General features: G+C 57.8%; 16 protein-coding genes. 8 read left to right on the top strand and 8 right to left on the bottom strand.

The window, feature by feature from the left end:
* Positions 1-319 precede the first annotated feature (319 nt).
* The 8 genes from ORL50_RS03525 to ORL50_RS03490 form a co-directional block, all read right to left on the bottom strand.
* Positions 320-1,132: a DUF2303 family protein gene (locus ORL50_RS03525; protein ID WP_266009858.1), complete on the bottom strand. Its 813-nt coding sequence runs from the start codon at positions 1,130-1,132 to the stop codon at positions 320-322.
* 42 nt (positions 1,133-1,174) lie between these two features.
* Positions 1,175-1,525 carry a YfdP family phage-associated protein gene (locus tag ORL50_RS03520; protein ID WP_266009857.1) on the bottom strand — a complete coding sequence of 117 codons (351 nt, stop codon included), beginning with the start codon at positions 1,523-1,525 and terminating at the stop codon, positions 1,175-1,177.
* Positions 1,526-1,584: 59 nt separating this feature from the next.
* On the bottom strand, positions 1,585-1,827 hold the full coding sequence (locus ORL50_RS03515) for a pyocin activator PrtN family protein (protein ID WP_266009856.1): 243 nt from the start codon (positions 1,825-1,827) through the stop codon (positions 1,585-1,587).
* Positions 1,824-2,198, bottom strand: a complete 375-nt coding sequence (locus ORL50_RS03510) for a hypothetical protein (protein WP_266009855.1) — start codon at positions 2,196-2,198, stop codon at positions 1,824-1,826. Before ORL50_RS03510 ends, ORL50_RS03515 begins: the two co-directional genes overlap by 4 nt.
* Positions 2,195-2,470 carry a hypothetical protein gene (locus tag ORL50_RS03505; protein WP_266009853.1) on the bottom strand — a complete coding sequence of 92 codons (276 nt, stop codon included), beginning with the start codon at positions 2,468-2,470 and terminating at the stop codon, positions 2,195-2,197. The genes ORL50_RS03510 and ORL50_RS03505 overlap by 4 nt, the downstream gene beginning before the upstream one ends.
* 10 nt (positions 2,471-2,480) lie before the next feature.
* Positions 2,481-2,852 (bottom strand): hypothetical protein, encoded by a 372-nt coding sequence (locus tag ORL50_RS03500; RefSeq protein WP_266009851.1) that lies wholly within the window; start codon positions 2,850-2,852, stop codon positions 2,481-2,483.
* Entirely contained in the window at positions 2,849-3,058 is a 210-nt protein-coding gene (locus ORL50_RS03495; RefSeq protein WP_266009849.1) for a hypothetical protein, read from the bottom strand. The genes ORL50_RS03500 and ORL50_RS03495 overlap by 4 nt, the downstream gene beginning before the upstream one ends.
* 139 nt (positions 3,059-3,197) lie before the next feature.
* On the bottom strand, positions 3,198-3,947 hold the full coding sequence (locus tag ORL50_RS03490) for a LexA family transcriptional regulator (RefSeq protein ID WP_266009848.1): 750 nt from the start codon (positions 3,945-3,947) through the stop codon (positions 3,198-3,200).
* 99 nt (positions 3,948-4,046) lie between these two features.
* On the opposite strand from ORL50_RS03490, the gene ORL50_RS03485 reads away from it, so the two are divergent.
* From ORL50_RS03485 to ORL50_RS03450, 8 genes are all read left to right on the top strand, one after another.
* Positions 4,047-4,274, top strand: coding sequence for a transcriptional regulator (locus tag ORL50_RS03485; RefSeq protein ID WP_266009847.1), 228 nt, complete (start codon positions 4,047-4,049; stop codon positions 4,272-4,274).
* A gap of 139 nt (positions 4,275-4,413) precedes the next feature.
* Positions 4,414-4,902 carry a phage regulatory CII family protein gene (locus ORL50_RS03480; protein ID WP_266009845.1) on the top strand — a complete coding sequence of 163 codons (489 nt, stop codon included), beginning with the start codon at positions 4,414-4,416 and terminating at the stop codon, positions 4,900-4,902.
* A complete protein-coding gene (locus ORL50_RS03475; protein ID WP_266009843.1) occupies positions 4,895-5,101 on the top strand; it encodes a TraR/DksA C4-type zinc finger protein in 207 nt (68 codons plus the stop codon). Before ORL50_RS03480 ends, ORL50_RS03475 begins: the two co-directional genes overlap by 8 nt.
* Complete coding sequence (locus ORL50_RS03470) at positions 5,098-7,797, top strand: bifunctional DNA primase/polymerase (RefSeq protein WP_266009842.1); 2,700 nt, start codon at positions 5,098-5,100, stop codon at positions 7,795-7,797. The genes ORL50_RS03475 and ORL50_RS03470 overlap by 4 nt, the downstream gene beginning before the upstream one ends.
* Before the next feature lie 136 nt (positions 7,798-7,933).
* The gene (locus tag ORL50_RS03465; RefSeq protein ID WP_266009841.1) at positions 7,934-8,608 is read left to right on the top strand and encodes a hypothetical protein; all 675 of its coding nucleotides are present in this window, start codon (positions 7,934-7,936) and stop codon (positions 8,606-8,608) included.
* Positions 8,609-8,801: 193 nt separating this feature from the next.
* On the top strand, positions 8,802-9,146 hold the full coding sequence (locus ORL50_RS03460; RefSeq protein WP_266009840.1) for a phage holin family protein: 345 nt from the start codon (positions 8,802-8,804) through the stop codon (positions 9,144-9,146).
* Between the two features lie 166 nt (positions 9,147-9,312).
* Positions 9,313-9,918 (top strand): terminase small subunit, encoded by a 606-nt coding sequence (locus tag ORL50_RS03455; protein WP_266009839.1) that lies wholly within the window; start codon positions 9,313-9,315, stop codon positions 9,916-9,918.
* Positions 9,919-9,922: 4 nt separating this feature from the next.
* Positions 9,923-11,938, top strand: a complete 2,016-nt coding sequence (locus tag ORL50_RS03450) for a phage terminase large subunit family protein (protein ID WP_266009838.1) — start codon at positions 9,923-9,925, stop codon at positions 11,936-11,938.
* Position 11,939: the final 1 nt, after the last annotated feature.

Genomic DNA, 11,939 nt, shown 5'->3' with positions numbered 1-11,939 from the left:
GGTGGCCTTCGTGCAGCTCGGCCGGTGCTTGCAGGCTTTCCGGTAAGCGAGCCATGCCTGTTCGTCTTGTTTATCCAGAGTTACGTTGTCGTCGCCGTACTTCCAAGACGCTATCCCGCTGCAGCCGGGAAATCGAAAGTGGACGCACAACTCTTTGTCGTCGTTCACTAATACGATTTCTGCCTCAGGGAATGCGCCGATTACAGAGTCTCTTACTTCCTGTTTTCGGTCTTCGCGAGTCTGCATGTGCTGTGTTCCTCGGTAGTGCCCGCCGCCGTGATCTTGGTGAGAGGAAGGCAGCGGGGTGTTGCCTTGCGTGTTAGCCCAGGTGGAAGCTGCCGATAGTCAGATTTGCACCGCCACCAACTTCCTGTTGAACGACATCCTTAAACTCTTGGGCGAGGTCTTCGCGCAATTGTTCTTCGCCAATCCAGCGCAGGCGCAGCAGGGGTTTGTCGCCACCAGTGAGTACGGCAACGCGAAGGCGGATGATCTGGACCTTCAGCCCTTCGTATGGCTCGACGGTGAACAGGAATTCGGCGGGCAGCCCTTCAGAGGATTTGGCCTCGATCTGGTCCATTGCTGAACGGGATGCGCTCAGGTCTCCAACAACGTGTTCGCTTTTGCGTGCTTGCTCGATGCTGATGGAACGGATGGCACTTGCGGCTTTGCGTAGATCGATTTGACTGTCGTCAGCGGCAAGTGCCTGGAGGTTTGATGCCCAGTCCTCGATCCAGTCGCTAAGGTCTTTCTGCGCGAATTGGATAGAGGCTGCACGTTCTAATGCACGGAATGCTGCGGTCTTTCTCAGGTTCAGAGTGGCCGTGAAATCACCGTGCCCCGGTGTTTTTGTGTCGCCCAGGTTGAAAATTACGGTGCATGCCATAGCTTCAGCGTCTACAAAACCAGCGGCTGTGGACCCGGTGCTTTGGTCCATCACGTAGTTACCGAAATCCAGCAGTGAGTGGGTGGTCAGCGCGCCACGGAACCGGCTGCGAGCAGCTTGGAATTTCTCGATACTGTGAATCTTCTGGTCGGACGGCAGCACTAACGACGGGGTGAAGGTGTTGAGCGGCTTGGCGTAGGCCAGTACAGCAGTGTCTTGAATCAACTGAATTGCTTTGGCTTCCATTGGATCTATTTCCCTTTGGTGAGAGGACTGGAGCAGGGTGGTTTAAGACTTGGCGTGAATCGGTGCGGCGTCTCGGTTGAACAGTTGCCCGGCGCGTGGAGCTTCGGCAAACAGGGTTAGCCGCCCGCCCTCGTTGACGTGCATTGGCGTGTCGAGGGTGGTGTCTTCGCTACGGCTGCCGCGTTTGGTTGGCACCTTGTAGGTGAGCTTGTGGTTGACCGTTACCTGGTGGCTGTCGGCGATCTGCTTCAGGGTGAAAGTCAGCGTGACCGAGCCGACCTTGCCGTTGTCGACGACACCCGATGCCACTTCGGATAGGGCGTGACCAATCTGGTTCGCGAAGACGCCTGCGTTGAGTTCGCCGATGAATTCGGCTGTGTCTGTAGGTTTCATGTGCTGTGCCTCATTGAGTGCGAGTTGTTTGCCCCTGAACGGCAAGGGCCACCGGTGAGTCAGGCAGCTGCAGTCAACGCTTGGGCGTCGAGGTAGTCGGCCAGGTCGTGCAGGTAAACCACCGGCTTGGCTCGGGTGGAGCCGTGCAGGCGCTTGACCGTGAGCTTGATGCGGCCCTTCTTGATCTCGGTCAGCAAGTGGCGGTCGGTTCGGATGTGCGAGAAGTAGTGCTCGCGAACGGCTGCGAGCGTCGGGCACGGTGTTGCGAACTGGCGCCGAAGTTGGTCGAGGGTGCTGCTCATGCCGCGTCCTCCCCGAACCCCTCCAATGGGGGCAGCAACTTGAGGCGGATCAATTCGGCGAGTCCTTCTTTGCTTTTGCCCATGGCGGCTGCGCAGACGTTGCCGCGTTGGTCAGCGACAACGGCGCCGAAGGGGTATTCCGGTGATTTGGTCGGGGTGACGTAGGCGACTTGCCCTTCGCCGATGACCGCGTCGACGCAGCGGAATACTTCGGCCAGTTCGGCGCTGACCGGGGGCAACGATTCCAGCAGCTGCACGGCTTCGGCTGATGCGCCAATCAGCGTGGCGCGGCTGATGACGGTCGGGTGATTGAGGAACATCGGAACCAGCTTCAGTGCGCCGATGGCTTGGGTAATAGCGTTCTGGCTCATGCTGCGGCGTCCTTGTGCGTGATGGTGATATTCAGTTTTTTAGCGATCCACTCGACGCCTTCTTCCCTCACCATTACTACGGCGTAATGCCTGTAGCGGTTGGTGTTTCCGATCTGGACGCTGCGCGGATCCGAGAACAAATAGCCCCTGTCGCGGTGATGGCTAGCCAGGTCGCCGTCATTGGTCAGGATGCGCAGTTCCCGCAACCTGGTGCGGAAGGCGCGGGGCTTGAGGCCGAGCACGGCGGCCGTTTGATCCAAAGTGCGATTCACGGCACTGTCCTCAGGCTGCGAGCAGTTTTCGAACGTTGTTCAGCAGCGCTTCCGACTCGGCAAGCATTTGCTGGATTTGCGCTGCGCTACCGGGTTGCTCTGGCGGCGTAGGCGCTGCCGACTCAATGCGGCCGTTCGCGATGTCCTGGATGAAATCCCGAAGGTGCAGATGATTGGCGCGATCTGAGCGCTTGAGGGTCAGTTCGCCGGTGTGATCGCCGAAGTCCACGCTGATGAGTGCGCTGCAGTCGGTAAGCTCAACCTCAAAGCTGGCGTGGATGGTTTGTTCTGGCCGGTGAAGTGGGCACACAGCAGCGCCACCCACCTGCAGCATGTGATGCAGTAACTCTTGTTTAGCGAGTGGGATCAGGTAGCTATTCATGCTGCATCGCCTCCGAACGGCCAGTTGCTGTCATCGGCGACATTGGTGGCATCGAATGGCGTGACGGTCGCTATGCGGCCTTTTGGATTAGCGATAACCAGTAGCCCAGTGCGGCGCTGAATGGCTTCGACTGCGGTGCGGCTGCTGCATGCGGATGGATGCAGGTAAACCGGGCAGCGGGTACCGCTGTGCTGTGTGGTTTGCATGGCTCGTACTCTTTGGTGAGAGGTAGATACGAGTGCAAAATTAGCAACAGCTAAATAAACATGCAATAGCAGATGCTAATTTAATTTTGTGATGGGCAAAAAAAACCCGCACTTGGCGGGTTCTTTGATGCTGGGAGGACTACAACAAAACGGAGTACCAGAAGACTTTACCAATAACGATGATTTCGTTTTTTACCAGTTCCAGCGCGCTGTATTCCTCGTCGGGATGCTCATCCCGATTGTAGCTGCGCATTCTCAGGCCCCCACCAGGTAGGCGGTACAACGTTTTCACGCGTAGCTGGCCGCCGTGATTCAGGGCGTACATTTTTCCATCTGTAATAGTCGTGCAGCCTTGGTCAACTCCGACGGTACTTCCGTGGGGCAGCACGGGTTCCATACTGTTGCCGTTAACCGTTACGCATACGGCTTCATTGGCTTGGACGTTTTGGCGTCTCAGAGTCCTTTTGCCGAATCGAAGTTTTTGCTTATGAGACTGTTGAACTGCCGTCCTACCGCTTCCCGCGGACAGTTCAACTTCCTTAAGAAACGGCACGTAAACCTCGTCATCATCTAATGGAGTGTCATCGTCCCAAACGTCGATGGGGCCCAGGAAGTCGGCGTTACTCTTAACCGCCTGATCCTCCGATGCCTGTTGCTGGTGTCCATCCGTGGAGTCGTGCATTGGGACAAATGGAGCCCTGAGCGTTCCCTCAGGAAGGCCGATTTTCGCCTCGAGATTTGCGGCCGCTTTTTCGCCGAGCGTTCTATGCCCGTTGAGCAGCTGCGAGAGGTAGGAGGCGTCCAGATTATGTTGCTCAGCGAACTCTTTCTGGGTTTTTTCACCCATCAAGTTTCGCAGAGCTTGAATTCGCAATTTCTTTATATCCATTCCCCAATCATCGCTTTCCGTTAGCAAACAGTAAATTACGTTTTGCTATTGCTCAAAACATTAGCAATTGCTAATCTCAGCGTCCAGAAGGGGGTGCTTATGACCTTGCACGAATATTTGAAAAGTCTTGATAAGGCGGCGTTGGAAGCATTCGCCAGCCGGTGCGGTACTTCGGTAGGCCAGCTGAAGCAGGTCGCCTACGGTAACCGCCGTGCTGGCGCCGCGTTGGCTGTCGGCATCGAGCGAGAGTCGGCAGGTTCAGTCACTTGCGAGCAACTTCGTGCAGACATTGACTGGGCTTATCTACGCGGTTCCAAAGCGGCTTAAAAAGGTGCCGGGCTGGGGCCTCTCACCAAAGATCCCCCAGCCCAGCGACGACGACACACAGCACATGCACATCGGTCGTGGTTGTAGGATAGGGACTACCCCATCTTATGGCTACACCGTAAACAGGGGATTTACGGTTATGAGTCGAACAGATCTATTGCCGGACGCGGGTCCGGTCCTTCCATTGCGCCAGGCGATCTATCGGGCTGGTCGAGACTACAAGGGCGGAATCACCGCCCTTGCCTTTGACATGGTGTTGGACAACGACACTCTCCAGAAGAAACTCAAGCTTGATGAAGAGCGCCGTTGGCTGAATCCCGATGAACTTGAAGAGTTGATCAGGCTCACAGGCGACTCTCGTTTGCTCGATGCACTGATGCGTCCAGCAGGTGCTGTCTGGTACCGCCCGGTGCCAGTGCCAGCAACACGCGATGCTTTAAAGGCCGTCGGTAAGTTGCTCGGCGAAACCGGTGAATTTGTAGCTGCGATGCACGACGGTGCCGCCGACAACGTGTGGGAGCTCCACGAAGTTCTCGATCTTGAAAAGCAGGGCATGGACGTGATCCGCGAAGTCCTAGGCATCATGGCGGGTGCTCGTCAGGCAATGGAGGATCGCAACCATGGCTGACGAAATCGATCGCGCCAACGACCAGGCGCAATACCTGCTCGACGTTGCTCTTCAGCGTATCCGTGTTGCGCCATCAAGCCGTGTCAGCGCCCAGTTTTGTGCGGATTGCGACGATGCTATTCCGGTGCTTCGACAGCAGACGATTGCGGGTTGCCAAACCTGTGTCGATTGTCAGGGGTTGCGGGAGGCCCGGCGATGATTGAACCGGCCAAAGGAATAGCCATCGCCACATGGGCAAAACGTTACATCGATACTTTCAACCTCGCCCTGGTATCCATTGAACCAGGTGAGAAAGCCCCAAAAGGCTTAGGGTGGAACAAACCCGGTGGCTACATTACTGATGCCGCCACGGCTGAAGCATTCTGGCAACGAAACCCTAATCACAACCTTGGCGTCGTGCTTGGGCCTAGCCGTGTCTGTTCGCTGGATGTCGACGACGTTCAGTGGACGCGGCATGTGTTGTATGAGCTGCTGGGTGTCGATTTGGATGCCATGGCGTCGGTGTATCCGACCATTGTTGGTAACCCAGCGCGCTTCCGGGTGCTGTTCAAACTGCCGGAAGGCATTGAGCTGACCCGGCATTCTCTTTCCTGGCCAAATGAAAAAGACCCCGACGGTTCTATTCACAAAGGCCTGATGGAAAAAGCCAAGGCTGCGAAAGAGCAGGGCGATGCTGCAGGGGAAGCTGAGGCGCGCGCGGAGGCCGATGAGTACAAGCGCTTCACGGTGTTCGAACTGCGTGCTGGGTTGGTGCAGGACGTGTTCCCGCCTTCAATTCATCCGGGTACCGGCAAGCCATATACTTGGAGAACGCCGCCAAACGGCACCTATGGTCTACCGACGTTGACCAGCGATCTTTTGACGATTTGGCAGAACTGGGAATTCTTCAAGCGTGATGCCGAGGCAGCGTGCCCATGGGCGATCAAGGCAACCACGCTGCCGGCGAAGGTCAACAAGCGTTCAGCACCTACAGCGGGGAAACAGCCGTCGGTGATCGATGAGTTCAACCGCTGCCACAACGTTGAGGAATTGCTGCGCACGCACGGTTACATCAAGCGGGGCAGCAAGTGGCTTTATCCGCAGAGCAGCACCGGCCTGCCGGGTGTAACAATCACCGAAGACAAGGTGTATTCGCACCACGGCGCCGATCCGCTCGCGAACGGGCATCAGAATGATGCATTCGAGGTGTTCTGTTTACTCGAGCACGGCGGCGATCAATTGAAGGCGGTGAAGGATGCTGCGCGAATGTTGGGCATGCAGCGTTCGTCACGACCTGGTCCGGAGGATCTTCCCCCGACCCCATCCGCTGATATGAGCGAGCCGAGCTATACAGTCGACGCCACCAGCGAGGCCGCTCCGGCTCCTATTGGGGGGGCGGGGGAGGTGTTGACGCTTGAACACGTTCTGCGTCGGTTTGCGTTGGTGGAAGGGACAACCCACGTGTGGGACTTCGACCAATCGCGGGTTATGAAGAAGTCAGCGTTTGAAGCCCGGGTCGGTAAGCCATTGGCAAAGCAGTGGCTGGAGAACACCGAACAGCGGAAGTTGATTTCCGATGAGCACGTACGTGACATCGAGCAATCGCGGCGTATGTCAGGCAAGAAGGGTGGTGCTTTTGGAATGCCGCCGACCGAACGTTACGTCTACATAGATGGCACGAAGGACGTGTGGGACCGGGAGAAGAAGCGGCGTGTGGCGGAAGGCGCGGTGAAGATGGCCCTCGGTGATACTTACCCTTTGTGGTTGAACAGCAGCGAGCGGCGGGTGGTTGATGTTGACCATATTGTGTTTGACCCGACGATGACCAAAGACCCGAACGTGTACATCAACACGTTCGACGGTTTGCCGCTTGAGCCAGTCAATAACGAAGCTGCCTGCGAAAATCTGCGTTGGCTGATTTCGTTCCTCTGCAACCATGATCAGGATGCCGCGAAGTGGCTGACGCGGTGGATGGCGTACCCGCTGCAGCACCTGGGTGCCAAGATGGATACGGCTGTATTGATGCACTCCATCATGGAGGGATCCGGGAAAAGCCTGTTGTTCGCCGACGCGATGGGCATGCTTTACGGCCAGTACGCTGCCACCGTTGGGCAGACCCAGCTCGAAAGCAACTTCAACGCCTGGCAAAGCCGCAAGCTTTGGTCGGTATTTGAAGAGGTTGTCAGCCGCGATCAGCGCTACAACCAGGTGGGCAAGATCAAGCATTTGATCACCGGCAAGACGGTGCGTATGGAGTCCAAGTTCATCAATGGCTGGGAAGAAGCCAACCACATGAACGCGGTGTTCCTGAGTAACGAGATCATGCCGTGGCCCATCAGCGAGAGTGACCGGCGCATGTTGGTAATGTGGCCGGAACAGACCCTGCCCGAAGTTCGCCAGAAGGCGATCGGCCATGAGTTGAAGAATGGCGGCGTAGCGGCGCTTTACGGGTGGCTATTGTCGATTGACCTCGGTGATTTTGACCAGCGCACACGGCCACCGAGCACATCGGCGCGTGAGCGTCTGGTGGCGTTGAGTCGGGCGGGCTGGCAAACCTTCCTGAACCTATGGAAGTTCGGCGAGCTGGGCCGCGATTTGTGGGGTGTATGTCTTTCGACCGACCTCTACTCGCTGTTCCTTGAGTGGTGTCATCGCAACAAAGAGCATGTGATGAGCCAGACGAAGTTCTCGCTGTTCATCGGCTCGGAGGTGGACAAAACGCGCTCTATCCCTTGGACTGAAGGCAGCAACAGACGCTTTGGTGCGTTCTTCTTTCCGAACGATCCCGACGCTTCCCTTCCCCCATCATTGAAGGCGGCCGAGCTGGGCAAGACGGTCAACAGCTGGCGGGCCCAGGCGAAGCTGGCGGGCTGGAATGTGGACAACTGGGAGCACATCAAGGCGGCTGCCGCATGAATACGCCTAAAAGTGTGTCGGGTGTGTTGAGTGTGTGTCGGGTTGGTTTTGGCTACCCAACACAGGTTCAGGCCTTGAGTAACGCGGGTTCTCGGCTGGTGTGTGGGGTGTGTTGGGTTTGGCGTCGTGTGCGCGCATGCGTGACGTTATTTGCACTCAAAGCGGAGGGCGGTATTTTTTCTTATGCGAGGGCAGAAAAACCCAACAAACCCAACACACTCAACTCAAAGTTAATAAAGATGTTGATTTTAAAGGGATTTTTTTGTGTTGGGTTTGTGTCGGGTTGTGGGTTTTTTGTGTCGGGTTCGGTTTATCGGGGGGAAGGGCGATGATCGAGGCAATGGAGGTACTGTTGAAGCATTGGGGCGAGCAATGCCGCCACAACGGCGAGGCCGGTGGCATGGGCAGCCCGATGGCGACGATCATGGAGTGGGGTGGTTCAGCGCCTCGCGGTACACCTGGGTCGCGAATCATTCTCGGCGCGGGTGCAGGTCCCGATGCAGTCGCTCAGGAAGTTGGGGCGGCGCTGTCGGAGATTGGCCGGCAGGATGAGCAGGGTGATCGGTTGATGCGTTTGGCTGGCCTGCGTTACGGCGATGACCCGGCACCGACCTGGTTGATGCAGTTGCATCTTTTGGGGTTGGAATCGAAGGCCAAGCAGACTTATTACGACCAGGTGCATCGCCTGCACGAGAGGCTGCTGGAGGTGCTAGCCGAGCGTGCTGATGCCCGCAAGTGGCTGACCGCTGGTCGGGGTGTTTTGCCTCAAAGTCTATTCAAAGTCGCGTCAAAGTTGCGTCGAGTTGGATAACCGAAAATGCCCCCTTTTCGGTTCCGTACTCAGGGGGTAAAAAGTCACCACGATATGAAATTTGCGCCTTGGCGCTTCCCCCGAGCACGTGCTGTGCACTCCGTCATGGCGAAAGCCACGACACTGAAAACCCTGCCACCCCGGCGGGGTTTTCTTTTTTGTGTTTGGCATGCTCATTTACTCGAGGCACAACATGACAAATGAGCAGCAAGCGCTGGCAGAGATGCCAATCTGGTTAGTGATCGTACTGGCCTTGGTTGGTGGCGTATCGGGTGAGATGTGGCGAGCAGATAAAGATGGTGCGCGCGGCTGGGCACTGTTGCGGCGTTTGGCACTCCGGTCCGGTGCCTGCATTGTCTGCGGTGTTTCCGCGATGATGTTAATGATTGCTGCTGGCATGTCGATCTGGACGGCTGGCAGCTTAGGTTGTTTGACTGCGATGGCCGGCGCCGATGTTGCCATCGGGTTGTACGAGCGCTGGGCCGCCAAGCGGCTGGGTGTCTGTGAAGTGCCACCCTCCGGCGGTGAACAGGGGTGATGCACCGGCCGGGGGCACCGAAAACCGCCGGGGACCCTGGGGTTATCCGGTGGGTACGGGGTCGGAAACCCGCGGGAAGTTGTTAGCGGCAGGTTCTCCAGCTTACTGAAATTCAATCCATTGAAATCGAAAGGTTCCATTGAAAAGCCGTTGAAAAGGAGGGCTTATGACAGAACCAATGTACCTGTCAAAGAGCGCCTTCGCGGCTCGGATTGGCAGGGCACCCAGCTACATCACCTGGTTGAAAAACAACAACCGTCTGGTGCTGACCGCCGACGGTAAACAGGTCGATGTCACGGCCAGCGAAGCGCTGATTCGAGAAACAGCGGATCCCAGTAAGACCGCGGTCTCTGACCGGCATCACCAAGACCGTCTTCAGCGTGATGTGTACAGCCAGTTATCCAGTCAGGTCGAGCCGACGTCAACGGCTGCACCGCCACTCGCGTCCATGCCTGCGGGGCAACAACTGCCCGACTTCCAGAAGGCCCGGGCGCTGCGTGAACACAACCTTGCTCAGCTCGCCGAGATCGAGCTGCACAAGGTGAAGGGCTCGCTGGTCGCCCTGTCAGCAGTTAAAACTGGCGCCTACAACGCCGGCCGTATGCTGCGCGACCAACTGCTCGGCATGCCTCCGCAACTCGCTCCCGAACTGGCGTCCATGACCGACCCGTGGGAAATCGAAAAGCACCTGACGGCGGCAATTCGTCGCTCACTGGAAGACGCTGAACGCATGTCTTCAGCGGACCTTGAACAAGCACTGACCACGAGTTAAGCCTATGCCTACGGAATATCCTGACGGTGCAGAGGTGTACCGAGAGGCGTATTTCCGTGGGCTACGGCCCGACCCGGACGTCTGGATTGATCAGTGGGCCGACGAGTACATGCGGATACCGCGTGACACCGGCGCCGCCGAGCCGGGCCAGTACCGCACCTCGCGTACACCGTATGCCCGCGAGCCGATGCGTTGTCTTTCGCCGGCTCACCCCTGCAAGCGTGTGATCACCATGGTCGCGTCGCAGCTGATGAAAACTCAGATCGGGTTGAACTGGATCGGCGGCCTGATGCACATGGCGCCGTCGAATATTTTGGCGTTGCTGCCAAGTCTCGGTCTGGCCAAACGGGTGTCGTCGCGTATCGGCAAAACGATCAAGGCAACCCCGGTACTGCGCGAACGTGTGGCGGCCAACCGCTCGCGGGATTCGCGCAACACCATGGATACCAAGGAGTTCGAGGGTGGCACGTTGTATGTCACCACCGCCGGCTCTGCCGCCAACCTGTCGGAACTGTCTGCGCGCTACGTCTACGGCGACGAGATCGACCGCTGGGAAGTCGACATCGGCGAGGAGGGCGATCCCATCGAACTGGCGGAAACCCGAGGCAGTACCTTTGGCCGCAACGCCAAGTTCTACTTCTCCAGCTCGCCCACGATCAAGGGCGCGTCTCGGATCTCCGACCTGTTCGACGGCAGTGACCAGCGTTACTACTACGTGCCGTGCCCGAGCTGCGGACACATGCAGATCCTTGAGTGGGAACGGCTGCATTACTCGAAGGACTTCAGCGTGGTGCACTACCAGTGCGCTGGGCCTGAATGTGACGTGCTGATCGAGGAGTATCACAAGGGTGAAATGCTCACCAAAGGGGAATGGCGCGCTCACGCCGAGGGCGACGGCGAGACGGTGGGCTTCCACCTCAACGCGCTGTATTCGCCACTCGGTTGGATGGACTGGAAGTCTCTCGCCAAGCAATTCGAGAAGGCCAAAAAGGCCCAGGCCAAAGGCGATCTAGAACCCATGCAGGTGTTCTACAACACCCGTCTGGCGAAGGTTTGGGACGCAGCTCAAGAGCAGACCAAAGCCGACGTGCTGAGACAGCGGGCGCGGTTGGAAGCTTTCACCCTCGGTTCGCTGCCGGCTGCTGTGATGATGATCACTGGCGCCGTCGACGTGCAGGCCAACCGTCTGGAGTTCATGGCCATGGGCTGGGGCGTCGGTATGGAGCGTTGGGTTGTGGACTACCAGGTGGTCTCGGGTGATCCCGCAGACGAACGCACCTGGGCCGCATTGGACGAATTGCTCAAGGCTAAATATCGCCATCCGTGCGGTGTCGGTCTTGGCATTCTCGCTACGGCCGTCGACTCCGGCGGCCACCACACCGATGAGGTGTACCAGTTCTGCCGCGTTCGCCGCTGGCGGAATGTGTTCGCCATCAAGGGGGCGAGTAAACCCGGTAAGCCGGTGATTGCTCAACGCCCGTCGATGGTCGACGTGACCTGGAAGGGCCAGACCGAACGCAACGGTGCCGAGTTGTGGTTTGTCGGTACCGACACGGCCAAAGATTGGATCTACAACCGCTATCCGTTCGAATCAGGCCCGGGTGCACTGCATTTTGCCAATGACCTGCCGGACGATTTCTTCGACCAGTGCGTCGCGGAACGCAAAGTGGCTCGCTACATCCGTGGCCACAAACGTATCGAGTGGGTCAAGGGCAAGGCCGAGCGAAACGAAGCGCTCGACCTGATGGTGTATTGCCTGGCTATGGCGCATTACCTGGGCCTCAATCGCTACAAAGAACACGACTGGGAGCGGGTGCGTCAGTCCCTAGCGCAGTCTGGTTTGTTCGACGAAGCCTTGGGTATCAAGCCTGTTCAAGGCGAACGCGTCATGGGACCCGCAACCCCGGTTGCTGCACCGCAACCGGCTTCGCAACCCACTGCTCCGGCCGTGCAATCGCGACCCGCAGCACCGCCACCTCAACGCCGCAGCTCCACCAGCGGTTACCTGAAGAGACGCTGAT

The sequence above is a fragment of the Pseudomonas sp. RIT-562 genome, from assembly GCF_026241895.1.
GTDB classification, from domain to species: domain Bacteria; phylum Pseudomonadota; class Gammaproteobacteria; order Pseudomonadales; family Pseudomonadaceae; genus Aquipseudomonas; species Aquipseudomonas mandelii_F.
The sequence above is the reverse complement of the archived record's forward strand: the minus strand, read 5'-3'. Positions and strand labels throughout refer to the sequence as shown.